Here is a 22,971-nt window from a genome sequence, read left to right on the forward strand (position 1 = left end):
TCTGTCAGTGATGGGTGCCGCTGCCGGCCCGGCGGGGCGTCAACGGAGGAATGTCCGGCGACATATTACCGCGCAGGTGTTGCTCAAGCAAGGCAAGCAGGCGCTCGATCAATTGCGGCGGCAAGTCGTGGCCCATGCCTTCGATCACGTGCAGGCGGGCGTTGGGAATCGCGGCCGCCGTGTCGGCGCCGCAAGCCAGCGGCACCAGCGGATCGGCGGCGCCGTGGATCACCACGGTTGGACAACTGATCTTGCGCAGCAGCGGCGTGCGGTCGCCGGACGCGACGATGGCCACCATCTGCCGCGCCATGCCGGCCGGATAGACGCTGCGGTCCAACGCGCGTTCGATGTTGTCGCGCAGCTGCCGCTCCGGCGTCGGGAACGACGGGCTGCCGATGATGCGGTACACCTGCACCATGCGGTCGACCACCTCGCGCCGGTTGTGCGGGCTGGCGGGCGCGCGCATCAGCGCGTTGCGCGCGGCCGGGGTCGGTCCCGGCAGGCCGCGCCGGCCGCTGCTGGACATGATGGAGCTCAAGCTCAGGGTGCGTTTGCCGAAACGCGCGGCGAAGATCTGGGCGATCATGCCGCCCATCGACACGCCGACCACGTGCGCGCGGGCGATGCCCAGCGCGTCGAGCAGGCCGAGCGCGTCGTCGGCCATGTCGTTCAAAGTGTAGGCCGGCGCCTGCCTCCATCCCACCAGCGATTTCAGGTAGGCCAGCATCAGATTGGGTTGCTTGAGATGTTCGAACTTGCTGGACAGGCCGATATCGCGGTTGTCGTAGCGAATCACGTAATAGCCCTGCTCGACCAAGCCGTCGACCAGGTCCTGCGGCCAGGCCACCAGTTGCATGCCGAGGCCCATGATCAGCAGCACCGGCGGGTCCAGCGGATTGCCGCTGGCCTCGTAAGCAATCGTTATTCCGTTAGCTTGTGCAGTAGCCAAAACGACCTCCCTCGATGGTGCCAGTATCAGTGCCGGTATCAGTAGCTTGAGCATACCATTTTTACCGGACCGGCGAACCGCTGCTATTCTGAGGTGTTGCGCTTTGCGGCAGCTGCCGCTGCGCGGCGTGCCGCAAAGAAGGATTTCAGCATGGCGCCGCACTCATCGGCCATGACGCCGCCGGCGATCGCGGTGTGATGATTGAGCTGCTCCTGCTCGAACAGATTCAGTACCGAGCCACAGGCGCCGGTCTTGGGGTCGGTGGCGCCGTACACCACCTTGGCCAGGCGCGCGTGCATCATCGCGCCGGAGCACATCACGCACGGCTCGAGCGTCACATACAACTCGCAACCCGGCAGACGATAATTGCCCAGCGCCTCGGCGGCCGCCCGCAGCGCGACGATCTCTGCGTGCGCGGTCGGATCATGCTGGCCGATTGGCTGGTTGTAGCCGCGCGCGATCACCACGCCGTCCTTGACGACGACCGCGCCGACCGGCACCTCGCCCAGGTCCCATGCGTGCTGGGCCTGTTCGAGCGCCTGCCGCATAAAATCCTCGTCAGGCATCGGTGATTTCTGCCCAGCAGTTAGGGGTTTCGTGCAGCACCAGCTTGTGCAGGTGCAGGCCGGTGCCGTAGCGGTCCTTGTAGGCCGCCTTCAGGATGCCGAAAGCCACGTGGGCCAGGTTTTCCACAGTCGGAATACGGTCGATCACCACGGTCTTGTGGCCCGGCAGCGTGGCCAGGAAGTCGCGCACCGCGACATCCTTCTCGTAGACGATGAAGGAATGGTCCCAGACGTCGACCAGATGTTCCTTGGCCAGCGCCTTGATGTCGGAAAAGTCCATGATCATGCCGTTGTCGGAATTGCCTTCGGCCGTGATGATGTTGCCGGTCAGCGTGATTTCCAGCGTGTAGCGGTGACCATGCAGGTTGCGGCACTGGCTCTTGTGATCGGGAATGCGGTGGCCGGCGTCGAACTCCAGCTTGCGGGTAATGGTCAGCATGATTAGGGTATCTGTAAAAGTTTATGGGTTTGCAAGCTCAGCTTCCATTTCGGATTGCGCTTGCAGGTTTCGATCGCCAGTTTGATATTGAACTCGGCCAGCGGGCCATCCATCGCCTGCACAAAGAAATTCTCGAAGTCCAAATGCTCGTAGGCGCTCAGGTCCTGGCCGGTTTGCGGGATCACCACCTTGATTTCGCTGCCCTTGGTCACCACCAGCTTGGAACCCATTTTGGGGCTGACGCAGATCCAGTCCACGCCCTCGGGCACCGGCAGCGTGCCGTTGGTTTCAATCGCGATCGTAAAGCCGACCGCATGCATCGCGGCGATCAGCGCGGTATCGAGCTGCAGCAGCGGCTCGCCGCCGGTGAACACCACGTATTTGCTGGCGGTGTAACTCTCGGGCCACAGCGCGTTGATGGTGGCGGCCAGGGCTTCCGGCGTGCTGAACTTGCCGCCGCCCTCGCCGTCGGTGCCGACAAAGTCGGTATCGCAGAACTGGCAGACGGCGCTGGCGCGGTCGCTCTCGCGTCCGGTCCACAGATTGCAGCCGGAAAAACGGCAGAACACGGCGGGACGCCCGGCGTGGGCGCCCTCACCTTGCAGCGTGTAAAAAATCTCTTTGATGCTGTACGTCACGGCAGTTCCCAATAGGACAACCCTCAATTATATCTTACGCTACACTTTTCGGTCTATGCCGGTGGAAGTTGACATTTCACAATGCTACCGCACAGCAACCACGATATGTTGGTCTGGTGGACGCTAACTGGGGAAGATCTATCATGCGCTACGCTCAACCGTTGCTGGAAATCGATGTCATCATTGCCGGCGCCGTCGTGCTTGCCGGCATAGCCCTGTTGCTGCTGTGGCGGCAGCGGCGCCTGCACAACACCCGGGTCCGGCTGGAAAGCAAGCTGGACGAAGAGCGCGGCCGCCGCGAGCTGGCCGAACAGGCGCTGGGCGATACCCGCCTGCAAGTGTCGCGCCTCAGCGCCAGCCAGCAGTCGCTGCGCGACGCCGAGCGCCGCCGCATCGCCCGCGACCTGCACGACGACATGGGCCAACATCTGCTGGCCATATCTTTCGACATCGCCGACCTGGCACAGCGCCACGAAAACCTGGCCGAGCCGCTGGCCCAGGTCGAGGCCAGGCTGCAAGCGGCCACCCGCGCCCTGCGCACCATTGTGCGCGATTTACAGCCGGAACAGCTGGAAAGCGGCCTGCAAGGCGCGGTCCAGCAACAGGTGGAACAATTTTCGCGGCTCAGCGGCATACCCTGCCGCCTGGAGGCCGAGCCCGCCGCCTTCAGCATCCCCGCCGACGACCTGATGGACGCCGTGGTGTTCCGCATCCTGCAAGAATCGCTGAGCAATATTGCACGCCACGCCCAGGCGTCCGAAGTGTGCATCGGCCTGTTCCGGGTTGCCGACAGCCTGAGCCTGACAGTGCGCGACAACGGCGTCGGCCTGCCCGACCCGCCGGCCCGGCGCGGCTGCGGCCTGCGCGGCATCGCCCAGCGCGTGGCCGAGGCCGGCGGCCGTTTCGATATCTCGAGCCAGCCCGGCCACGGTACGGCGCTGACCATGTCTTTCCCGCTTCAATAAACAAACCGACAACGGGGACCACCCATGCCCACTCAAAAAATCCAGCACCTGATGGAGTACCCGCAAGCCGATATGCAACACGGCTTCGCGCTGAAACTGATGGAATTGCTGGTCATCCCGACCTTCGTGATCGACATCCACGGCAAGGTCATCATCTGGAACCGCGCCTGCGAGCGCCTGACCGGCGTCGACGCCTGGGAAGTGCTGGGCACCGCCGACCACTGGAAGAGCTTCTACCACGAGCAGAGGCCGACGCTGGCCGACCTGGTGATCCAGGGCCGCGACGCCGACGTCCAGACCCTGTACCACCAGCACGCCCGGCGCAACGACAACGACAGCGGCCTGCGCGCGGAAAACTGGTGCGATATGCCGCGCGTGGGACGGCGGCGCTACCTGGCGGCGGACGCCAGCCCCATCCTGGACGCCGACGGCAAGCTGGTGGCGGTCGCCGAAACGCTGCGCGACGTCACCGACGAGAAGCGCGCGCAAGTGGCGCTGGAGCAGCTGGCCACGCGCGACGGCCTGACCGGCCTGGCCAATCGCCGCTGCTTCGACGACACCCTGCAAGCCGAGTGGCAACGCGCGCTACGCCAGCAGCAGCCACTGTCGCTGCTGATGGTCGACGTCGACAACTTCAAGCAGTACAACGACGCCTACGGCCACCTGGGCGGTGACGAATGCCTGCAAAGAATTGCCTGTGCGGTGTCGAGCGAAATGCGCGCCAACGACCTGGTGGCGCGCTACGGCGGCGAGGAGTTCGCCGTGATCCTGCCCAACCAATCGCTGAAAGGCGCGGCCATCGTGGCCGAACGCATCCGTTGCAGGGTCGAGCAGCTGCACCTGCCCAACCTGGGCAGCGCGCAACATGTGGTGACGGTGAGCATAGGCGCGGCCACCGCGCTGGCGGCGCCGGGCAGCGACCCCAGCCAGCTGGTGGCCACGGCCGACTCGGCGCTGTACCGCGCCAAGCACATGGGCCGCAACCGCATCAGCCTGCCGGAACAGCCCTAGGGATTAACCAGGTATTCGAAGCCGTTGACGATGGACCCGACCACATGGGCGACATTCTCCGGCGATTCGGAAATGTCGGCCAACACCGCCGCCCGCGACGCCGCGCCGATGGCGATGTTATGCACGTAGAACTGCGCGCCGCCGGCGTCCGGCTCGCGGTCCAGCACGTTGCGATACACCTGGTTGACGAATTCCGTATCGGTCAGGCTGGCGCCGTAAGTGCGAATGAACTCCTCGCTGGCCATGAAGTAGCCCGCCACCTGGGTCAGCGTGTAGCCGACATCGAGCGCCTTGATCCAGAAGCCCAGGCCGCCGGCGTCCGGCGCCCGATGGAATGCCGCCTGGTATAAGCGATATGCTTCGCCGCCAACCTGGTAGCGGCCGATATCCAGTCCGATCGCGTTGCCGCTGTCAAAGTAAAGCCGCTCGACGCCGGTCAAGGTATCCTGTCCGCCCGAACCGGTGTTATCGGTCACGATAAAATCGTTGCCACTGGCCACGACCGTGTAGTTGCTGTGGGTCCCAGTATAGTTGACGCTATCGCTGCCCGCGCCGCCGTTGATGACGTCGTTGCCAGCGCCGGCAACCAGCTTGTCGTTTGCGGCGCTGCCGTTTAAAAACTGGCCGCCGTTGGACAAATCAATGGTTCTATCGCTGAACTGCAACACTTCCACGCCACTCAGCCGGTCCGTGCCGTCGCCGCTCACCACCAGGGCCGCGGCATTCCCGGACAGGGTGTAATGCGCGTACGCACCCGAAAACACCACCGTGTCCCTGCCGCCGCTGCCGGCGATCGTATCGCTGCCGGCGCCTTCGTAGACGACGTCCGCGCCGGCGCCGCCGGTAATCACATTGCCGCTGCCATTGGCATAAATCGTCGAACCGCCCGAGCCGGCAACCGCCCCTTCGATCGTCACGTTGTAGGCGATCGAGATATTGTTATAACCGGGCGCGGTCGAACTGAAGCTGCCGGCGTTGAGGTTGATGGTCACGGCGCCGGTGCAGCCGGCGAAATTGAACGTATCCGCGCCACCCGCATCCCAGATGCACTGCAATGGCGAGCTTTGCACAAAGCTGTAGCTGTCGTTGCCGGTATGGTAAGTCATGTTGGCGCCGTACAGATACTGCATCGCCTGGATATCGTAGAGCGCAGGGGTAATGCCGTACTGATGATTCAACTGGTAGCCGGAGCCGGTGTTGTAGGACATCTGGCTGTAATCCAGGTTGTCCGTCGCCGCCGGCAAGAATGGCCCGTCGATATCGCCACCGGTGGAGTTGTAGTTGCCCGGATGTTTCAAGCCCAGCGTATGACCCAGCTCATGAATCAGCACCGACGGGCCGAAGCTGCCTGGTGTCAGGACGCTATTGTTGCTGTCGGCATTGTTAGTGAACAGATAGGTGGGATCGCTACCGTTCGGCAGATACGCATAGCCACTGCTCTGGTTGCCCTGGTTGTTGGTCCCCAGCTGAATATCCCCGCCCGAAAACACTTCGGTGAATTTGATATTGGCGACAGCCGCCCAACTCGCCAGCGCCGTGCGCACCGCCACTTGCTGCAGGGTCGACATTGGCGCAAAACCGTTGACGTCGTCGGCGCTGCCGTCGCTCGGCGCCGCATTCATGAAGCTATAGCTCAATGAAATGGCCTTGCCGGGACTGTTGGCCCAGCTGCTGTAGACCAGCGCGTCAATCGAATTATTACCTGTCGTGAAGAAAGTCATGATGTAGCCGAGGCGAAGTATTACGATTGCATCATAGTATCACCGGTACCCACCTAGTCAAAGGGATTCGGCACCGTTACACGTGGGGCCGGCGGCAACTTGGCGGGCAATTTCTGCGCCTCCAGCCGCGCCACCACGTCGCCCAACAAGGCATGCAGCGCGCGGGCGTCGGCCAGCCCGGCCTGGTCGGCTGTCAGGTCGACATCGCCGTTGAGGGTGATGCGGTCCAGCCGGTTCTCGATCGACAGCTGGCCGATGTTCAATACGTCCGATTCATTGGCGTAGGGTACAAATTTACTCATGACAGGCTCCGGGATTTACGTGGTTTGATCTTCGGCAGGCGCAACATCGTCTCTTTCTGGTTCGCCGGCAGCGACGGCAGCAGGTTGATGCCGACCCGCGCCTCCAGCTGCGCCACGCTCAGTGTTTCATATTCCGCATCGGCGCGGTTTTCGATAAAGAACGCAGCCCCCGCGCGCTGGCGCGGGCTGTACACCAGCTTGTACAAATGGCTGGGCACCAGCACATTGCCGGCCTTCTGCAAATTGCCGCCGATGAAGGCCGGGCCGGTGATCACGTACAGGTCGCCCTCCTTCTGCGCCAGCTTGCGCACGGCGCCTTCGATGCCGGCCCAGACGTGACGGTTATTATCCGCGTCCTGCGGCACCATGTTCGCCAGCGTGAAGCTTTCGTGCTGGGTCTCGCGGTCCGGCATATCGCCGTTCGGCGCCATGTGGCCGCGATCGTAGCCGCTGCGGGCGTAGTCAGACAGCTCGGCGCGCAGGCTGGCGGGCAACTGCTGTTCGGTATGGAAGGAGTTCTCGCGCGACAGGGTCTTGGCGGCATCGATGTTGTCGGCGGTCAGGTGCTCGGCCGACCACAGCGGCGTGCGCGTGATCCCCGAATGCATGACGCCGAACACGCCGTAGCACAGCTCGGTGGTGGCGGCGGTCATCTTGGCGTTACGGATTTCCGGCAGGCGGCCATCGACATAATGCGCGGGACAGTTGCCGGCCCAGGCCAGGCTGGCGCCCAACAGCCCGCAAGCGAGCGCCGCCGCAGCGACCGATCGTTGAATCAAGTGCATAGTTCCTTCGGATAATTTGTCGTGGCGGCATTCTAGCGGAGCTTGGCCGCCCGCAACAAGCGCTCGGCAACGGTGTGCAGCTCGTCGCGCAAGGCGGCCGGCTCCAGCACCGTGAACGGGAACGGCGCCGCCGCCAGCTGCCGCGCCAGCCAGCCCAGTTCGTCGGACTGGTTATGCAGCACGATGCCGTCCGCCGTTTGCTCGAACAGGCCGATGGTGTCGATGAAGGCGCGGCGCGCGCTGGCCAGGTCGGTCTCCAGCAAGATCGTGGCGGCGAACTTGCGCGGCAGCGAAGCCACCGACTGCCGCAGATGCTCGAGCGCGTCGAAACCGGCCGGCAGCTGGAAATTGCCACACGCCGGCGCCACCTGCAGCACGCGGTCCAGGCGGAAGGTGCGGATGCCGGCGCGCAAATAGCAATGGCCGACGGCGTACCAGAAGCCGCCGTAGTACACCAGGCCGTAGGTATCCACATCGCGTTCGCTGTCGACGCCGCCGGCGCGGTAGTGCAGATGCACGCGCCGGCGCGACTTGGCGGCCAGGCTGAGCGCGGTCAGCGCCGCATTATCCTGCGGCACCGCGGACGACTCGGCGATGGAGCGCAAATCCAGCCGCACCGTCTCGTCGATGGCGTCCACGCGCTGCCGCAAGCCGTCCGGCATGATGCGCCCCAGCTTGGCCTGCGCGCTGGCAACCGCCGGCGCCGCCTCGGCCAGCCCCAGTCCGCGCGCCGCCAGCAAGCCCAGCGACAAGGCCAGCGCCTCGTCGTCGGTGAACATCATGGGCGGCAGCTTAAAGCCGGGCATCAGCGCATAACCGCCGTGGCGGCCGCGCTCGGCCGTGATCGGTATGCCGATATCCTCCAGCATGACGATGTAGCGGCGCAAGGTGCGGCCGTCGACGCCCAGCCGGCTGGCCAGGTCGGCGCCGCTCAGGCGGCCATGGGTTTGCAGCAGCTCCAGCACTGCCAGCACGCGGGTGGTTGGATGGTACATGCCGCAAAGATAGCAGATTTATAGGGCCAAATCCGTCCTATTTAATCACTAGACTGGTGCAAACACACCAACAAAGGAGCAAGACATGAGTCAAACCGCCAACCTGGGCCTGTATTTTGTCGTGGTATTCGGGGTGGTTGCCCTGCCCGGCCTGGACATGGCCTTCGTCATGGGCAGTTCGATGCTGGGTGGGCGCCGCTCGGGAATGGCGGCGGTGGGTGGCATCATCGCCGGCGGCTTCTGCCACCTGTGCATGGGCGCCTTGGGCGTGGCGGTGGTGCTGCAATGCTGGCCGCCGCTGTTCAAGATCATGCTGCTGGCGGGTGCGGTCTACATCGCCTGGATGGGCTACAGCCTGCTGCGCAGCGACAGCATCTTCCACCCGACGCCGGGGGCCGAAGCGATGGCCGATGCCGTCATCTTCCGCCGCGCGCTGACCACCAGCCTGCTCAACCCCAAGGCCTACATCTTCATGCTGGCGATCTTCCCGCAATTCCTCAAGCCGGGCCAGGGGCCGCTGTGGGTGCAGTCCGGTGTGCTGGGCGGCATCACCGCGCTGACCCAGCTGGGGGTCTACGGCGCCTTGGCCTACGCCGCCAGCGGCGCCAGCGGCTGGTTCGCCAGCCATCCGGCAGCCGCCACGGTCGTCGCCCGCATCATGGGCGCGCTGCTGATACTGACCGCCGTGCTCAGCGCCAGCCAGGCCTGGGCCTAAGCCTGGGCCTGAATGCAAAAAGGGCCGGAACCTCGACGGTTCCAGCCCTTCCAAACATCCGCCCTACCAGAGGCTCAGTTTTATTTCAATAGCGACAACTCTGCTTACTATTTTACATCGTTTTGCCGTAAATGGGTAGAAGTTATGGTCAAGACGGCTTGTTGCGGCGCGCGGTCCGCGTGGTATTGGCGCGCCGGTGCCCGGTGCCGCCACGGGGAGCCGGCGGCTTGCTGTCCTTGGTCTCGCCGGCCTCGGCCCGCTGCTTGTTGACGATGCGGGCCGCCACCTCCTCCTCGCGGCCCGGATAGCGGCCTTCCTCCTCGAACTTGTGCTCCAGTTCCTTGTACTCGCGCTCGCGCTTGGGACTCGCTCCTTTAGGCATGATCGGCTCCTTCACTCTGGTTTGCAGGACCATGCTACCGAAAGCGCAACACTGTCGTCGCACGGCAGCGGAATATTGCTAAAAGTTATAGATTCGCACGACCGTTCGCTGATACACTTTCCGTTCCCCGGAGCAAATACCGGGTTTTACAAATATCATTACAAACATAAAAAAACACGAGACATGAAGATAGCCGATATCAAGATAGGCCACCGCCTGACAATTGCCTTTTCACTAACAACGCTGATGCTCGCCGTGGTGGTCGCGGTGGGCACGCTGGGCCTGCGCGCCACCAGCCTGGAGCACGCTGCCGGCAACGCCCAGCAGATCGCCTCGTTCTACAGCACGCTGATGATCGCCCTCGGCCTGGCCGGCGGCGTGATGAGCCTGTTCACCGCCTGGTTCATCACGCGCGGCATCGTCGGCCCGATCCGCCATGCGGTGCGGGTGGCGCGCACCGTGGCTGGCGGCGACCTCAGCTCCAACATCGAAATCCGCTCGCGCGACGAGATCGGCCAGTTGTCGGCCGCGCTGAAGGAAATGAACGCCAGCCTGATCGGCATCGTTTCCGAAGTGCGCGGCGGTACCGAGGCCATCAGCACCGCGTCGGCCGAAATCGCCGCCGGCAATATGGACCTGTCGGAGCGCACCGAGCGCCAGGCCGGTTCTCTGGAAGAAACCGCCTCGTCGATGGAGGAGCTCACTTCCACCGTCAAGCAGAACGCCGCCAATGCCCAGCAGGCCAACCAGCTGGCGGTGTCGGCCTCCGCCGTCGCCGGCCAGGGCGGCGCGGTGGTGGCGCAGGTGGTGGAGACCATGGCCTCGATCAACACCTCCGCGCGCAAGATCGTCGACATCATCGCCGTCATCGACGGCATCGCCTTCCAGACCAATATCCTGGCGCTGAACGCCGCAGTCGAAGCGGCGCGCGCCGGCGAACAGGGACGCGGCTTTGCCGTGGTGGCCAGCGAAGTGCGCAGCCTGGCGCAGCGCTCCGCCGCAGCGGCGCGTGAAATCAAAGGCCTGATCGGCGATTCGGTCGACCAGGTCGATGCCGGCGCGCGGCTGGTCGACCAGGCCGGCGTGACGATGACCGAGATCGTCGCCAGCGTGCGCCGCGTCACCGACATCATGAGCGACATCGCGGCCGCCAGCCAGGAGCAGCTATCCGGCATTGAACACATCAACGGCGCCATCGTTGAAATGGACCAGACCACGCAGCAGAACGCCGCGCTGGTGGAGCAAGCCTCGGCGGCCGCGGCCACCATGCGCGAGCAGGCCGCGCACCTGCAAGGCGCGGTGGGCGTGTTCAAGCTCAGTGGCGATGGCGCTGCAAGAAAGAGCGCCAGCATCAAGCCACTCAAGGCGGCGCGCCGCGCCGACGCGCATCCGTCGGAGCACTTCGCCGAGCTGGAAGCGCCGCAGGCGCGCCGCGCGTAGGCCCGCTAGGCGGCGATCAGCAGCTCGATCTCGGCCAGCAGTTGCGGCATGGTGTCGACCACGCGCCAGGCGCCGGGGAAGTCATGGCCGCGCGTGAGCGCGTTGCGCAGGATGATGCAGCGGATGCCGGCCGCCGTCGCAGCTTGCAGGCCGCGCGGCGAGTCTTCCACCACCAGGCAGTCGCTGGCCGGCATGTCCAGCCGCTCAAGGCCCAGCAGGTAAGGCTCCGGCGACGGCTTGCTGGTCGCGTAGGATTCATGCGTCAGCACGAATTCAAAATGCGGCAGCAGATCCAGGCGCTGGTGGATGATCTCGAAATGCTCGCGATTGGAACTGGTGACCACGCCCATGCGCAGGCGCGGCGACAGGCTGGCCAGCACGGCGCCCACGCCTTCTATGGCGGGTATGTGTTCGGAAGCCAGCGTGGCGGCATAGCGGCGATTGCGCTCGCTGCGCCAGGCGTCCATCCCGGCTTCGTCCACCTGGGGATCGAGCAGGTGCCACGCGCCGCAGTTGTCGGCCAGGTACCAGTCGAAGAAGTGCTGCTCGCTCAGCTCCAGCCCAAGCGGCAGGAACAGCTCCCGGTTCGCCTCGTAAAACAGGCGTTCGGTGTCCACCAGCACGCCATCGTTATCCCACAAAATCGCCCGCAGCATCGTCACTGTCCCGTGTAAATCGTCACAGTCGGCATTGTACCCGCTGGCCTTGCACGGCCGGGTATGTAATACTCCGTTCAACATACTAAAAACAGAGCAACATGGCCGGTTTAGCACTGCTGCCACGCAGCCTCAAATTCCGCATGACGGCGGTGGTCGTCATGCTGGTGCTGGTTGCCACAGTCATCGTCACCTGGGTAGCGCTGGTGCTGGCCGAACGCGATATGAAAAGCGTGATCGGCAACCAGCAATACGCCCTGCTGTCCTCCGCCGCCGCGCAGGTGGACGCCCAGATCACCGCTAAGAAAGCCCTGCTGGCCAGCCTGGCCGACGCCATGCCGCCCGATGCCGGACAAGACCCCGAGCGCATGAGCGCCTTCGTCGCCCGCCATCCGGCCGTGCGCAAGGAGTTCCTCAACCTGCATATCTTCAACCGCAACGGCGTGCTGATACACACCGAGGGCGAAGGCGCCGCCGTGCTGGCGCTGGACGAACGGCCGCGCGTCTACATGCAAAAGGTGCTGGCCGGCGGCCGCGTGGTGGTGTCGCCGCCGTTCAAGAGCATCCTGTCCGGCCGTCCCGCCATCATGATCATTCATCCGGTGCTGGACGCCCAGGGCAAGGCGGTGATGCTGCTGGGCGGCAGCATCGACCTGATCAACTCCGATTTCCTGGCGCAGATCGCCGAGCAGAAGCCGGGCAAGACCGGCTACGTGTTCATCATGACCACCGGCGGCATCCTGCTGCACCACCCCAATCCCAAGCGGCTGCTGGAGCACATCAATACTCGGCCCGGCTACAACCGCGCCACCGAAATGGCGCTGCAAGGCTTCGAGGGCTGGACCGAGGCAACCAACAAGGACGGCAGCGAAGGCATCTACTCGTACAAGCACCTGTCCACGACCAACTGGATCATCGGCGCCCGCTTCCCGGTCGACGAGGCGTTCGCGCCGATGATCGAAATGCGCCGCCACGCGATGCTGGCGGCGGGCGCCTTCGCCGCGCTGGCCGGCCTGATGGCGTGGCTGGCGATCCAGACCCTGCTCAAGCCCCTGGGCCGACTGCGCCGCAACATCAGCGACATCCGCAGCGGCGACGTCAGCATCGGCGTGCTGCAACGGCGCCGCCGCGACGAAATCGGCGAATTAAGCAGCGCCTTCCACGAGCTGATGGCGGAGCGCGAACAGGCGCAGGAAGCGATACGCGACAGCGAAGCGCTGATCGCCGCCAGCGAAAAGCGCCTGCGCATGATCGCCGACAGCATCCCCGCCATCGTCGCCTACATCGACCGCGACAACCGCTACCACTTCACCAACGAATACTTCCGCACCATGCTGGGCCTCGATCCGCAGGCGATGATAGGCAGGACCATGTCCGAAGTGCTGGGCAAGGATTTCGTCGCCTCGATCGCGCCGTTCCACGATGCGGCGATGCGCGGCGACCGTATGCACTACGAGCGCGAAGGCCGCAAGGATGGCCTGCCGCAGCAGGTGATGGGCGACCTGATACCGGACATCGCCGCCGACGGCAGCGTCGCCGGCGTCTACCTGATGGCGGTCGACATCACCGAACGCAAGAGCGCAGAACTGCGCCAGGCCGCCAGCGAAAAACGTCTGAAACTCCTGACCGATAACCTGCCGGTGTTGATCTGCTACCTGGACGACAAACGCCGCATCCAATTCCTCAACGCCACCTTCTTCCAGTGGTTCGGCGTGGAGCCGGGCAAGCTGATAGGACGCCACCTGGTCGACGGCATAGGCCGCGACCACTACGAGCACGCGGAGGCGCACCTGGAGCAGGCCTATCACGGCCAGAACGTGACCTACGAACTCAAAGCGCAGATCGACGGCAGCCTGCACACGCTGGAAACCACCTTCGTGCCGGAGCTCGCAGCCGATGGCACGGTGGTCGGCATCTACTCGCTGACGCACGACACCACGCGCATGAAGGAAATCGAAGAGCGCCTGACGCAGCTGGCCCGCATCGACTCCTTGACCGGCATCGCCAACCGCCTGATGTTCGAAGAGATCCTGCAACTGGCGGTGGTGCGGTCCAAGCGCAATCGCCGGCCGCTGGCGCTGGCCTACCTGGACATCGACCACTTCAAGGGCATCAATGACACATTGGGCCACGGCGCCGGCGATGCCGTCTTGAAGGAGTTCGCTTCGCGGCTGGTGGGCAATGTGCGCGCCTCGGATACGGTGGCGCGCCTGGCGGGGGATGAATTCGTGATCGTGTTCGAACAGGTGGACGGTCCCGGCGAGTGCGCGCGGCTGGCGGCCAAGATCATCGAATCGGTGCGGCGGCCGTTCGACGTCGCCGGCAAGCCGATGCTGATCACCACCAGCATCGGCATCGCGCTGCACGCGCGCGATGCCGAAACCCCAGCCGAACTGGTGGCCCGCGCCGACTGCGCGCTGTACGCGGCCAAGCGCAATGGCCGCGACGGCTACGCGCTCGCCGACTGACGTCATTCCCGCGAAAGCGGGAACCCATACTTCGCGTGGTCGGTGGCGAAGTATGGATTCCCGCCTGCGCGGGAATGACGAGCTATATCAGGCAGCGATGCCGCTCGCCTGTGGATTCGGCAGCGGCTCGGACACCTTGAACAACAGGTTGCGGTCGACGTGGTGGAACGGTTCTTCCTGGCCGCGTATCATCATCACGGTATCTTCCTCGTAGCCCCAGCTGCCGTCGTCGTTGATGGTGACCTTGATGCGGTACTCGACGGTCTTGAAGCCGTATTCCAGGAATGGGTTGGAACGGATGCCGTAGGTATCGGACTCCAGCCGCGCCACCAGTTCAAATTCCTTCGCGTCCGGCGCCACCACGGCCGACGCCATGGCGATCTGGCCGCGCGGGATGCCCAGCGTCTGGATCACTGTGCTGGTGGCCGGCTCCCACAACCAGTAGCCAACCTGCTCGTGGTAGGTCTTGGCCTGGCCAGGCTTGTTGATGATGATCAGGTAGCGCAGGCCGTAGAACAGCTGCGGACCATTGGTGACCGGATCGATGGGATACAACTCGATGCGCTCGACGTAGGCCTGCTTGCGCGGACCGTCCGCTTTCGGCTTGATATCGAGGCCGCGTTCGCCCTTCCAGATACCCGCCATCGGCGCCAGCGGGCCGAGGTTGTTCAGGGTGTTGATGTCGATCGGGGTTGGCTCGGTATAGATATCGCTGGAAAACTCGCTCATGCATAAATCCTGGTGGTTGGTGATAGCCACTATTGTAAGGCGATCTCGATGCGGTTGCGTCCTTCATGATAGCGATAGGCCACCGCGCTTCCCAACTGGCGTATCAGCAGCAGCCCGACGCCGCCCACTCCCTGCTCCTCGATGGACCGCGCCGGATCGGGCGCCGGCGGGCCTTGCGCGAGCGGATTGAAGGCCGGCGCTTCATCCTCGTACACCAGGAGCGCGCCATCCACGCCGACCCACACCGAATGGGCGCTGTCGCCGCCGTGGCCATGCAGGATGCTGTTGCGCAGCAGCTCCTCCAGTATCAGTTCGGCGCGCGCGACCACGCCAGGCCCAAGGCCGGTCTGTTGCAGCGCCATCGCGGCAAACGACATCGCGCCGGCGACCGCATCCAGCCGCGCCGGAAACCGCAACAGGTGCGCAATACCGGTTTCTTTTCTGTCCATTCGAGCATATTATCGGAATGCTCATCTCAGGAGAAGAATCATGCACAACTTAAAAGCCGCCCTTGCCACAGTGGCCGCCGTCCTCGCGATGGGCGGCGCCTGCGCCGCCGAACAACCGGCGGGCATGGTCAAGACCACCAAGGGCGCGGCCTCCATAGAGCACGCCGGCAAACAGACCCCTGCCACCGCAGGTGCCGCGCTGATGGCCAGCGACCGCGTGGTCACCGGCGCCGATGGCAGCGTCGGCATCACGCTGCGCGACGAGACGCTGCTGGCCGTGGGCCCGAACAGCAATGTGTGGCTTGAAAAATACGCTTTCGATCCGACCTCGCACGAAGGCGTGTTGAATGCCACCGTCAAGCGCGGCACGCTGGGCGTCATCTCCGGCAAGCTCTCCAAGCAATCGCCGGGCGCGGTGCAGTTCCGCACCCCGACTTCCATCCTGGGAGTGCGCGGCACCGAATTCGTCATCGATGTCAAAGATGGAGAGTAAAGCATGGGCATGCTGATCTGGATCGTCTGCCTGCTGGCCGCCGTCTCGCAACAACAACGCGGCCCGACCGAGCAAGTCACGCTACTCCCCAGCCAGGACGGCAAGGCCAGCGCGGTGATCATCACCACCGCCGGCGTCGATACGGTGCTCGACCAACCCTACCAGACCGCTGCGATCGACAGCAAGGGCGCCACCGTCAGCGCCAGCAACGGCACCGAAGTCGGCAACCGCTATGCAAGCACGCTGACCGCGATGCCACAACGGGCCGCGGTGTTCACGCTGTACTTCGTCACCGACACCGACACACTGGTGCCGGAATCGGCGGCGCGGCTGGCGGACATCAAGGCGCAACTGACATCGCGTCCCGCTCCCGAGATCATCGTCATCGGCCATACCGACACCGTCGCCAAGCAGGATTACAACGACCAGCTGTCGCTGCGGCGCGCGGCCACCGTCAAGCGCATACTGGTGGAAGTGGGCATCGACGCCGACCGCATCGCCGTGCAGGGACGCGGCGAACGTGAGCCGCTGGTGCCTACCGCCGACGGCGTGGACGAGCCGCGCAACCGCCGCGTCGAAATCCGCGTGCGCTGATCGATCAACCCGCGCCATCCCAGCGCAGCACCAGCAAAGTCAGGTCGTCCGAAGGCTCGGCCTGGCCCACGTGCAGGCGCACATCGTCGCGCACCGCCTGCACCACCGCAGCGGGCGTGGCTGCCGCCGTTGAAGGCAGCGCGGCCAGCAGACGATCCAGCCGCTCGTTGCCATACAAGTCCCCTGCTTCGTTCATGGCTTCGTTGATGCCGTCGGTGGTCAGGCACAGGCACTCGCCGGCCTGCAGCTGGTAGCGCTGCACCGGATATTCGAAATCGTCCAACACGCACAGCGGCGGGCCGTCGGCCGCTTGCAGGTGCTCGACGCGGCCGTCCACAGTCAGGCGGCGCGGGGCATCATGGCCGGCGTTGCACAGGAAGACCTGGCCGTTCGACGCGTCCAATATGCCGGCCACGCTGGTCACGAACAGCATCTCCGGATTCTCGCGGGTCAGCTCGCGGTTGGCGCCGTTCATGATGGCGGCCATCTCGGACGGTCCGCGCAGCGCGATGCTCTTGGAGAGCGCCTTCGCCACCACCATGAACAGGCTGGCCGGCAGCCCCTTGCCCGATACATCGCCGACCATGAAGAACACGCGGTCGCGATCCAGCATGAAGAAGTCATACAGGTCGCCGCCTACTTCGCGCGCGGGTTCCAGCAAGGCCTCCAGCGAGAAGCGCTGCTCGCCGGGGAAAGACAGCGCGGCCTGCGGCAGCGTCGCCATCTGGATGCGGCGCGCCGCGCCCAGTTCACCGGCGGTCTTGGCGGCCGAGACGCGGGCCACCTGCAAGGCGCGGTCGCTGTGCTTGCGGTCGCGCACCGCCGCCGCCAGCATGCTGGTCAACAGGCTTAGACCGACCAGCACGACGGCGCACACCACACTGGTCGCATCGAACAGCAAACCGACCCGCGCGAACAGCAACGCACCACCGCCGTACACACCCAGCACCAACGCACCACCCAGCGGCACAGCCACCAGCAGGCGCAGCTTGGGCAGCAACCAGACCAGCAGCAGGCTGCAAGCGCCGAACGTCGCCACCTCGGCCCAGCGCATCCATCCGGGGCGGCGCAGGAAGGTACCGTCGAAGAAGCTTTCTATCATCTGCGCATGCGTGTCCACGCCGGGCATGAAGTCGCCGCGCGCATTGGTCTTGTAGTCGGTCAGGCCCAAGCCGGTCATGGCGACGATGACGATCTTGTTTTGCAGCGCGCCGTCGGCCAGCCGGCCGCGCATCACGTCCAACGCCGAGACGTAGCGGTCCATCGCGGGCGCCGAGAAGTTGACCCACACCGTGCCATCCGGCGCGGTCGGCACATGCAGGTCGCCGACCGACACGCTGTGGACACCGTCGGCATCGGCCTCGATCTCCAGCGCCGAACTGCCGGTGGCCACGCGCAGCAATTCCATCGACAGCGCCGGCGCCAGCGTCTCGCCGATCGCGCCCACCAGCGGCGCGCGCCGCACGATGCCTTTTTCGAGATTCACCGACAACAGGCCCTGCCCCTTGGAAGCCGCCTGCAGCAAGGGCAAACTGGACATCGCCTGCGGGAAGCGCATCACCGGCAGCGACGACGCCGGCCATTTCACATGCACCGGCCATAGACGCAGCGCATCGCTGGTGCCGGCTTCGGGATGGGCAAAACCCGCAGCCCCCAGCACCATCGGCGCGCGCCGCATGGCCGCCGCCAGCACGTCGTCGTACGCGGGCAGCGCCGCCAGGCTGTCGCGCAGCGGACCGGCAGGCAGCCGGGCCGCCAGCGCCTCGGGCGAGGTGGTGTCCGGCTCCGGCATCAGGATATCCAGGCCGATGGCCAGCGGCTGCTGGGCGTTGATGTGCTCTATCAGCTCGGTCAACCGGGTGCGCGGCCAAGGCCACTGGCCGAACTCCTTCAGCGAGGCTTCGTCGATGGCGATGATCTGGACCGGCCCCGATGCGCGCTGACGCGGAAAGTGGACCTGGTAGGCATTGAACAAGGCTAGCCGCAGCTGCGGCAGCAGACCGTCGCCGCCGACAGTCAGCGCCACGGCCAGCAAGGCGGCCAGCACCAGCGCCAGCGGCCTGCCCTGGCCTGCGCGTACGCCGCCCAGGGCCTGGGTTTGCAAGCGAAGCAGCATGGCCGCGCTTACAGTTCGATTTCCATGCCGTCGTAGGCCGAGACGATGTCCAGCGGTGCTTCGCCGGTGATCTCGGCATAGCGCCGCGTTTCGGTCAGCACGCGGGCGATCTGCGCGTCGTCGTAAATGGGTTCGTGGTGGAACAGGCAAAGCTGGTGGACCCCGGCCAGTTGGCACAGTTCAACGCCGACCACATTGCTGGAGTGGCCCCAATCGGCCTTCACCGAAATCGAATCGGCCAGCGAATACATGGCGTCGAAGATCACCAGGTCGGCGTCGCGGAAAAATTCGACGAAGGCAAGGCGTTCGGCGGCGTTATCCAGCTTGTGCTCGGAGTCGGTGCTGTAGATCATGGTCTTGCCGCCATGCTCCAGGCGGTAGCCGTAGGAGTCGCCCGCATGCAGTTGCAGCTTGGCCGTCACGGTCACGTCGTGCAGCTGCAGCGGAACGCCAGGCTCCATCTGCACGAACTCGATGGTCGCGCCCAGCTGCTGGAAGCCGACCGGGAAGCTAATCGGCTCCTGCTGGCGGCGGAAGGCCGTCTCCAGCTCCTGGTGGCAGCCGTAGATGACGATGCGGTTGCCCGGTATGTAGGCCGGCGTGAAGAACGGGAAGCCCATGATGTGATCCCAATGGAGATGGGACATGAACACATGGTAGGTCTGCGGCTTGGCCGGGCCATAGCGCGCCAGCTTGGCGCCGGCCAGCGCGCGCACGCCCGAGCCCAGGTCGAGGATGATGTGTTCGTGCACGGTGTCCGGGTTCCACACTTCGACTTCCACGCAGCTGGAATTGCCGCCGTAGGTGCCGCGCACATCGAAGCCCAGGTCGTTGTCGATATACGACGCCACCTTTTCCGGCGTATCGAGGTTGCGGCCGATGGCGCCTTCGAGCGCCGTCACCAGCTTGGAGCGGATCTGCTTGTGGTTCAGCGCCACCGGCAGCGAGCCGCGCGCGCCCCAGATGCGGGCTTTCATGAAGCGCCACCGACGGCAGCCAGCGCGCCGGCGCGGTCCGGGAAGATCTCGAACAGCATGTCGAAGCGGCTGATGGTGAACACCTCCAGCACCAGCGGTTGCAAGGCCGCCAGCACCATGCGCCCGCCCTGCGCCTTGACCTGCTTAATCGCCAGCATCAGCGCGCGCAAGCCTATGCTGCTGATGTAGTTGACGTTGCTGAAATCGAGCACCAGCGCGGCGCCATCCTTGCTACAGTCGCGCAGGTGCGGGTCGAGTGCTAGCTTGAAGGCGTCGGCATGGGTATGATCGATACGACCGGCCGGGCTGAGCACCACGGTGCTGCCGGATTGCTGTGGCTGAAGTTCCATAATGGTGCCCTGTGCGCTGTGCGGGTGGAGATGGCGGTATTTTTCATTTTTACATCTTTTTGTGCAAGAAGCAATTCCGAGGAGAATCGCCTGCACATGATATTCTTCGGCCTCGACGCAACCAGGGAGAACGCACATGTCGCCGCTCGACAAATTTTTCAAGCTCACTGAGCATGGCAGCAACGTTCGGACCGAAGTGGTTGCGGGCATCACCACCTTCCTGACGATGGCTTACATCATCTTCGTCAACCCGGCCATCCTCGGCGATGCCGGGGTGCCGAAGGACGCCGTGTTCGTCGCCACCTGCCTGGCGGCCGCGCTGGGCACCATCATCATGGGCCTGTACGCCAACTACCCGATCGGCATGGCGCCGGGCATGGGCCTGAACGCCTACTTCGCCTATGCCGTGGTGCTGGGCATGGGCGTGCCCTGGCAATCGGCGCTGGGCGCGGTGTTCATCTCCGGCTGCCTGTTCATCCTGGTGAGCGTGTTCAAGGTACGGGAAGTGATCGTCAACGGCATACCACACTCGTTGCGGGTGGCCATCACGGTGGGCCTGGGCTTGTTCCTGGCGCTGATCGCGATGAAGAGCGCCGGCCTGGTGGTCGCCAGCCCCGAAACGCTGGTGCGCGTGGGCGATATGCACAAGCCGCAGACCATCATGGCCGTCTTCGGCTTCCTGCTGATCGTCACGCTGGACCGCCTGCGGGTGCCGGGCGCGCTGTTGATCGGCATTGTGGTGGTGACCATCATGAGCTTCTTCTTCGGCGGCAACACCTTCCACGGCTTCATGTCGCTGCCGCCATCGCTGGCGCCGACGCTGTTCCAGTTCGACCTGAAAGGCGCCGCCTCGATGGGATTGTTCAACGTGGTGCTGGTGTTCTTCCTGGTTGAACTGTTCGACGCCACCGGCACGCTGATGGGCGTGGCCAGCCGCGGCGGCCTACTGGTCGACGGCAAGATGAAGCGCCTGAACAAGGCGCTGCTGGCCGACAGCTGCGCCATCGTGGCCGGCTCCATGCTCGGCACTTCCAGCACCACGGCCTACCTGGAAAGCGCGGCCGGCGTGCAGGCCGGCGGCCGCACTGGCCTGACCGCGCTGGTGGTGGCGCTGATGTTCCTGGCGGCTTTGTTCTTCGCGCCGATCGCCGGCGTGGTGCCGGCCTACGCCACCGCACCGGCGCTGCTGTTCGTCGCCTGCCTGATGCTGCGCGACCTGGTCGAGGTCGACTGGAGCGACACCACCGAAAGCGTGCCTGCCGCCATCACCGCGCTGGTGATCCCGTTCACCTACTCCATCGCCCACGGCATCGCCTTCGGCTTCATCACCTACGCCGGCCTGAAGCTGCTGACCGGCCAGGCGCGCCAGGTCAAGCCCGTGGTGTGGGTGATCGCCGCGCTGTTCCTGTTCAAGTACACCTACATAGCGGGCTAAGCGCGGCTAGCCTCGCGCCGCCAGCCGTTCCGGGGATGCCACCAGCGTCGGCATTTCCCGCACCGCCAGGATGCCGACCACGTTGTTGAGCCGCATGCGGCACAAGGTCAACGGATCTTCGTCCTCGGCCGCCAGCCGTATCTGCACGTCCACCCCTTGCGGATGCGTGGTCGTGCGCAGGCTGCGCAACTCCAGTCCCAACCGGCGCACGATCGCCAGCACCGCTTCCAGCGTGGCGATGGGATCGTCCGGCTCTATGCAAAATCGGTAGCTTTTTTGTGTGGTATTCATGCAACCAGAATATCCGGTAGTCGGCAAAATAGGCTTCCTTGTTTTGCTCGATATCCAGCCAAATGAAGAAGATCATCCCGTCCGATGTAAAATCATAGGAATAATCATCTGTTACGGATCTACCACATGGAAATCGACGAACTGGACCGCCGCATTTTGCGCGAACTGCGCCGTGACGGCCGCCTGAGCAACACCAAACTGGCCGAAAAGGTCGGCCTGTCCACCACGCCGTGCTGGAACCGCGTGCGCGCCCTCGAAGAAGGCGGCCTGATCGAGGGCTACACGGCGCTGCTCAGCCAGCAGGCGCTGGGTTACCCGGACACCGTCATCATCGAGGTCACGCTGGACCGCCACGACGACGACATCTTCGAGAAATTCGGCCAGGCGCTGGCCGACCTGCCGGAAGTGATGGAAGCCTACCTGCTGACCGGCGAATACGATTACCTGATCAAGGTGGCGGTGGCCGGCACGGCCGGCTACGAGGAATTCCTGCGCCGCAAACTGTACAAACTACCCGGCCTGCGCCACAGCCGCTCCACTTTCGTGTTGCGCTGCCTGAAACGCGCGCATTCGGTCGAACCTTGATGCGGCTATGTTGTCAACCGCACAGATGGCGCGCCGGAAGCGGCGCATTGTGCAGGTGCTCGAACAACTACTATAAAAAGGATGAACATGAACAAGCCCCTCAAACTCGCCATCGCGGTTGCCGCAATGACACTGGCGTCGCAAGCCATGGCGCAAATTACCTTCTACGAACATGACGGCTGGCGCGGTCGCACCTTCACCGCCAACGCCAACCGCCCAGTCAACGACTTCTCTCGCACCGGTTTCAACGACCGCGCCTCCTCGGTGGTGGTCGAACGCGGCCAGTGGGAGGTCTGCGACGACGCCAACTTCCGCGGCCACTGCATGGTGCTGCGCCGCGGCAGTTACGAGTCTCTGGCCGGCATGGGCATGAACGACCGCATCTCCTCGGTACGTTCGGTAGGCCGTCGCGACCGTTATGAAAACGAAGCGCCGGAGCCGCTGCCGCAACCGACCTATGAATACCGCCGCCGTCCGAGCGAGCGCGTAATTGAAGTGCCGATCACCTCGGCGCGCGCCGTGGTGGGTACTCCGGAACAGCGCTGCTGGGTCGAACGCCAGCAAGTGACTGAACCGGCCCGCAGCGGCAACAACGTCGGCGGCGTCATTGCCGGCGCGCTGATCGGCGGCATCCTGGGTCACCAGGTGGGCGGCGGTACGGGACGCGATGTAGCCACAGCCGGCGGCGCAGTAGCCGGCGCGGCCATCGGCAACAACATGGCCAACAACAGCAACTCGCAGAACTATTCCCGCGACGTACGCCGCTGCGAAAACGTCAGCAACCCGACGCCTGAATACTGGGACGTGACGTATAACTATCGCGGCCAACAACACCGCGTGCAGATGAGCACCGCCCCCGGCCAGACCATCGCCGTCAACGCCAAGTCCGGCGAACCACGCATGTAATGCTGGAATTTGCC

At 64.6% G+C, this 22,971-nt stretch carries 26 protein-coding genes; 10 read left to right on the forward strand and 16 right to left on the reverse strand.

Annotated features, from left to right (window positions below; all coding sequences use genetic code 11):
• Positions 1–4: 4 nt before the first annotated feature.
• From V6M89_RS06135 to queE, 4 genes are all read right to left on the reverse strand, one after another.
• Entirely contained in the window at positions 5–949 is a 945-nt protein-coding gene (locus V6M89_RS06135) for an alpha/beta fold hydrolase (protein WP_332852371.1), read from the reverse strand.
• Between the two features lie 83 nt (positions 950–1,032).
• Complete coding sequence (gene tadA, locus V6M89_RS06140; RefSeq protein WP_332852372.1) at positions 1,033–1,515, reverse strand: tRNA adenosine(34) deaminase TadA; 483 nt, start codon at positions 1,513–1,515, stop codon at positions 1,033–1,035.
• A complete protein-coding gene (queD, locus tag V6M89_RS06145) occupies positions 1,508–1,954 on the reverse strand; it encodes a 6-carboxytetrahydropterin synthase QueD (protein WP_332852373.1) in 447 nt (148 codons plus the stop codon). Before queD ends, tadA begins: the two co-directional genes overlap by 8 nt.
• Positions 1,955–1,956: 2 nt before the next feature.
• The gene (queE, locus tag V6M89_RS06150) at positions 1,957–2,592 is read right to left on the reverse strand and encodes a 7-carboxy-7-deazaguanine synthase (RefSeq protein WP_332852374.1); all 636 of its coding nucleotides are present in this window, start codon (positions 2,590–2,592) and stop codon (positions 1,957–1,959) included.
• Positions 2,593–2,735: 143 nt separating this feature from the next.
• Between queE and V6M89_RS06155 the strand changes: the two genes are divergently transcribed.
• Together V6M89_RS06155 and V6M89_RS06160 are read left to right on the forward strand one after the other, a co-directional pair.
• Complete coding sequence (locus V6M89_RS06155) at positions 2,736–3,557, forward strand: sensor histidine kinase (RefSeq protein WP_332852375.1); 822 nt, start codon at positions 2,736–2,738, stop codon at positions 3,555–3,557.
• Between the two features lie 24 nt (positions 3,558–3,581).
• Entirely contained in the window at positions 3,582–4,568 is a 987-nt protein-coding gene (locus V6M89_RS06160; RefSeq protein ID WP_332852376.1) for a sensor domain-containing diguanylate cyclase, read from the forward strand.
• Here V6M89_RS06160 and V6M89_RS06165 read toward each other — a convergent pair.
• From V6M89_RS06165 to V6M89_RS06180, 4 genes are read right to left on the reverse strand one after another with little or no spacing between them, the layout of a single operon-like run.
• Positions 4,565–6,289, reverse strand: a complete 1,725-nt coding sequence (locus V6M89_RS06165; RefSeq protein ID WP_332852377.1) for a DUF4214 domain-containing protein — start codon at positions 6,287–6,289, stop codon at positions 4,565–4,567. The two genes, V6M89_RS06160 and V6M89_RS06165, sit on opposite strands and share 4 nt — an antisense overlap.
• A 53-nt stretch (positions 6,290–6,342) precedes the next feature.
• Positions 6,343–6,591 (reverse strand): hypothetical protein, encoded by a 249-nt coding sequence (locus tag V6M89_RS06170; protein ID WP_332852378.1) that lies wholly within the window; start codon positions 6,589–6,591, stop codon positions 6,343–6,345.
• Positions 6,588–7,376, reverse strand: coding sequence for a DNA/RNA non-specific endonuclease (locus V6M89_RS06175; protein ID WP_332852379.1), 789 nt, complete (start codon positions 7,374–7,376; stop codon positions 6,588–6,590). The genes V6M89_RS06170 and V6M89_RS06175 overlap by 4 nt, the downstream gene beginning before the upstream one ends.
• Before the next feature lie 32 nt (positions 7,377–7,408).
• A complete protein-coding gene (locus V6M89_RS06180; protein ID WP_332852380.1) occupies positions 7,409–8,371 on the reverse strand; it encodes a helix-turn-helix transcriptional regulator in 963 nt (320 codons plus the stop codon).
• An 85-nt stretch (positions 8,372–8,456) separates the two neighbouring features.
• Here V6M89_RS06180 and V6M89_RS06185 point away from each other — a divergent pair, with 85 nt between their 5' ends.
• Positions 8,457–9,086: a LysE family translocator gene (locus tag V6M89_RS06185; RefSeq protein WP_332852381.1), complete on the forward strand. Its 630-nt coding sequence runs from the start codon at positions 8,457–8,459 to the stop codon at positions 9,084–9,086.
• Between the two features lie 148 nt (positions 9,087–9,234).
• Here V6M89_RS06185 and V6M89_RS06190 read toward each other — a convergent pair whose 3' ends face one another.
• A complete protein-coding gene (locus V6M89_RS06190) occupies positions 9,235–9,468 on the reverse strand; it encodes a hypothetical protein (protein ID WP_332852382.1) in 234 nt (77 codons plus the stop codon).
• A 183-nt stretch (positions 9,469–9,651) separates the two neighbouring features.
• On the opposite strand from V6M89_RS06190, the gene V6M89_RS06195 reads away from it, so the two are divergent.
• Positions 9,652–10,908 (forward strand): methyl-accepting chemotaxis protein, encoded by a 1,257-nt coding sequence (locus V6M89_RS06195; RefSeq protein ID WP_442881953.1) that lies wholly within the window; start codon positions 9,652–9,654, stop codon positions 10,906–10,908.
• Positions 10,909–10,913: 5 nt separating this feature from the next.
• On the opposite strand, the gene V6M89_RS06200 is transcribed toward V6M89_RS06195, so the two are convergent.
• Positions 10,914–11,564: an HAD family hydrolase gene (locus V6M89_RS06200; RefSeq protein WP_332852383.1), complete on the reverse strand. Its 651-nt coding sequence runs from the start codon at positions 11,562–11,564 to the stop codon at positions 10,914–10,916.
• 101 nt (positions 11,565–11,665) lie between these two features.
• On the opposite strand from V6M89_RS06200, the gene V6M89_RS06205 reads away from it, so the two are divergent.
• Positions 11,666–14,032, forward strand: coding sequence for a diguanylate cyclase domain-containing protein (locus V6M89_RS06205; RefSeq protein ID WP_332852384.1), 2,367 nt, complete (start codon positions 11,666–11,668; stop codon positions 14,030–14,032).
• Positions 14,033–14,119: 87 nt separating this feature from the next.
• Here the strand turns inward: V6M89_RS06205 and V6M89_RS06210 are convergent, their stop codons facing one another.
• Positions 14,120–14,761 (reverse strand): FABP family protein, encoded by a 642-nt coding sequence (locus V6M89_RS06210; protein ID WP_332852385.1) that lies wholly within the window; start codon positions 14,759–14,761, stop codon positions 14,120–14,122.
• A 29-nt stretch (positions 14,762–14,790) separates the two neighbouring features.
• Entirely contained in the window at positions 14,791–15,210 is a 420-nt protein-coding gene (locus V6M89_RS06215; RefSeq protein ID WP_332852386.1) for an ATP-binding protein, read from the reverse strand.
• Positions 15,211–15,250: 40 nt separating this feature from the next.
• On the opposite strand from V6M89_RS06215, the gene V6M89_RS06220 reads away from it, so the two are divergent.
• Together V6M89_RS06220 and V6M89_RS06225 are read left to right on the forward strand one after the other, a co-directional pair.
• Positions 15,251–15,703 (forward strand): FecR family protein, encoded by a 453-nt coding sequence (locus V6M89_RS06220; RefSeq protein ID WP_332852387.1) that lies wholly within the window; start codon positions 15,251–15,253, stop codon positions 15,701–15,703.
• Between the two features lie 3 nt (positions 15,704–15,706).
• Positions 15,707–16,297, forward strand: coding sequence for an OmpA family protein (locus tag V6M89_RS06225; RefSeq protein WP_332852388.1), 591 nt, complete (start codon positions 15,707–15,709; stop codon positions 16,295–16,297).
• A 4-nt stretch (positions 16,298–16,301) separates the two neighbouring features.
• Here the strand turns inward: V6M89_RS06225 and V6M89_RS06230 are convergent, their stop codons facing one another.
• From V6M89_RS06230 to V6M89_RS06240, 3 genes are read right to left on the reverse strand one after another with little or no spacing between them, the layout of a single operon-like run.
• Positions 16,302–18,413, reverse strand: coding sequence for a CHASE2 domain-containing protein (locus V6M89_RS06230; protein ID WP_332852389.1), 2,112 nt, complete (start codon positions 18,411–18,413; stop codon positions 16,302–16,304).
• Between the two features lie 8 nt (positions 18,414–18,421).
• Positions 18,422–19,390 (reverse strand): MBL fold metallo-hydrolase, encoded by a 969-nt coding sequence (locus V6M89_RS06235; RefSeq protein WP_332852390.1) that lies wholly within the window; start codon positions 19,388–19,390, stop codon positions 18,422–18,424.
• Positions 19,387–19,740: an STAS domain-containing protein gene (locus tag V6M89_RS06240; protein WP_332852391.1), complete on the reverse strand. Its 354-nt coding sequence runs from the start codon at positions 19,738–19,740 to the stop codon at positions 19,387–19,389. Before V6M89_RS06240 ends, V6M89_RS06235 begins: the two co-directional genes overlap by 4 nt.
• 136 nt (positions 19,741–19,876) lie before the next feature.
• Between V6M89_RS06240 and V6M89_RS06245 the strand changes: the two genes are divergently transcribed.
• On the forward strand, positions 19,877–21,175 hold the full coding sequence (locus V6M89_RS06245; protein ID WP_332852392.1) for an NCS2 family permease: 1,299 nt from the start codon (positions 19,877–19,879) through the stop codon (positions 21,173–21,175).
• A gap of 6 nt (positions 21,176–21,181) precedes the next feature.
• Here V6M89_RS06245 and V6M89_RS06250 read toward each other — a convergent pair whose 3' ends face one another.
• Positions 21,182–21,466, reverse strand: coding sequence for a hypothetical protein (locus V6M89_RS06250; protein WP_332852393.1), 285 nt, complete (start codon positions 21,464–21,466; stop codon positions 21,182–21,184).
• Positions 21,467–21,592: 126 nt separating this feature from the next.
• On the opposite strand from V6M89_RS06250, the gene V6M89_RS06255 reads away from it, so the two are divergent.
• The gene (locus V6M89_RS06255; RefSeq protein ID WP_116989168.1) at positions 21,593–22,051 is read left to right on the forward strand and encodes an Lrp/AsnC family transcriptional regulator; all 459 of its coding nucleotides are present in this window, start codon (positions 21,593–21,595) and stop codon (positions 22,049–22,051) included.
• An 87-nt stretch (positions 22,052–22,138) separates the two neighbouring features.
• Positions 22,139–22,957 carry a beta/gamma crystallin-related protein gene (locus V6M89_RS06260; RefSeq protein WP_332852394.1) on the forward strand — a complete coding sequence of 273 codons (819 nt, stop codon included), beginning with the start codon at positions 22,139–22,141 and terminating at the stop codon, positions 22,955–22,957.
• Positions 22,958–22,971: the final 14 nt, after the last annotated feature.

Origin of the sequence: Duganella sp. S19_KUP01_CR8 (assembly GCF_036688705.1) — a bacterium.
Classification (GTDB): Bacteria; Pseudomonadota; Gammaproteobacteria; order Burkholderiales; family Burkholderiaceae_D; genus Rugamonas.

Coding starts and splice junctions, on each gene's coding strand:
- V6M89_RS06200 (WP_332852383.1), bottom strand. CDS start 11,564: ATGCTGCGGGCGATTTTGTGGGATAACGATGGCGTGCTGGTGGACACC.
- V6M89_RS06225 (WP_332852388.1), top strand. CDS start 15,707: ATGGGCATGCTGATCTGGATCGTCTGCCTGCTGGCCGCCGTCTCGCAA.
- V6M89_RS06260 (WP_332852394.1), top strand. CDS start 22,139: ATGAACAAGCCCCTCAAACTCGCCATCGCGGTTGCCGCAATGACACTG.
- V6M89_RS06230 (WP_332852389.1), bottom strand. CDS start 18,413: ATGCTGCTTCGCTTGCAAACCCAGGCCCTGGGCGGCGTACGCGCAGGC.
- V6M89_RS06205 (WP_332852384.1), top strand. CDS start 11,666: ATGGCCGGTTTAGCACTGCTGCCACGCAGCCTCAAATTCCGCATGACG.
- V6M89_RS06250 (WP_332852393.1), bottom strand. CDS start 21,466: ATGAATACCACACAAAAAAGCTACCGATTTTGCATAGAGCCGGACGAT.
- V6M89_RS06190 (WP_332852382.1), bottom strand. CDS start 9,468: ATGCCTAAAGGAGCGAGTCCCAAGCGCGAGCGCGAGTACAAGGAACTG.
- tadA (WP_332852372.1), bottom strand. CDS start 1,515: ATGCCTGACGAGGATTTTATGCGGCAGGCGCTCGAACAGGCCCAGCAC.
- V6M89_RS06235 (WP_332852390.1), bottom strand. CDS start 19,390: ATGAAAGCCCGCATCTGGGGCGCGCGCGGCTCGCTGCCGGTGGCGCTG.
- V6M89_RS06155 (WP_332852375.1), top strand. CDS start 2,736: ATGCGCTACGCTCAACCGTTGCTGGAAATCGATGTCATCATTGCCGGC.
- V6M89_RS06245 (WP_332852392.1), top strand. CDS start 19,877: ATGTCGCCGCTCGACAAATTTTTCAAGCTCACTGAGCATGGCAGCAAC.
- V6M89_RS06185 (WP_332852381.1), top strand. CDS start 8,457: ATGAGTCAAACCGCCAACCTGGGCCTGTATTTTGTCGTGGTATTCGGG.
- V6M89_RS06195 (WP_442881953.1), top strand. CDS start 9,652: ATGAAGATAGCCGATATCAAGATAGGCCACCGCCTGACAATTGCCTTT.
- V6M89_RS06180 (WP_332852380.1), bottom strand. CDS start 8,371: ATGTACCATCCAACCACCCGCGTGCTGGCAGTGCTGGAGCTGCTGCAA.
- queD (WP_332852373.1), bottom strand. CDS start 1,954: ATGCTGACCATTACCCGCAAGCTGGAGTTCGACGCCGGCCACCGCATT.
- V6M89_RS06220 (WP_332852387.1), top strand. CDS start 15,251: ATGCACAACTTAAAAGCCGCCCTTGCCACAGTGGCCGCCGTCCTCGCG.
- V6M89_RS06255 (WP_116989168.1), top strand. CDS start 21,593: ATGGAAATCGACGAACTGGACCGCCGCATTTTGCGCGAACTGCGCCGT.
- V6M89_RS06175 (WP_332852379.1), bottom strand. CDS start 7,376: ATGCACTTGATTCAACGATCGGTCGCTGCGGCGGCGCTCGCTTGCGGG.
- V6M89_RS06165 (WP_332852377.1), bottom strand. CDS start 6,289: ATGACTTTCTTCACGACAGGTAATAATTCGATTGACGCGCTGGTCTAC.
- V6M89_RS06240 (WP_332852391.1), bottom strand. CDS start 19,740: ATGGAACTTCAGCCACAGCAATCCGGCAGCACCGTGGTGCTCAGCCCG.
- V6M89_RS06160 (WP_332852376.1), top strand. CDS start 3,582: ATGCCCACTCAAAAAATCCAGCACCTGATGGAGTACCCGCAAGCCGAT.
- V6M89_RS06215 (WP_332852386.1), bottom strand. CDS start 15,210: ATGGACAGAAAAGAAACCGGTATTGCGCACCTGTTGCGGTTTCCGGCG.
- V6M89_RS06170 (WP_332852378.1), bottom strand. CDS start 6,591: ATGAGTAAATTTGTACCCTACGCCAATGAATCGGACGTATTGAACATC.
- V6M89_RS06210 (WP_332852385.1), bottom strand. CDS start 14,761: ATGAGCGAGTTTTCCAGCGATATCTATACCGAGCCAACCCCGATCGAC.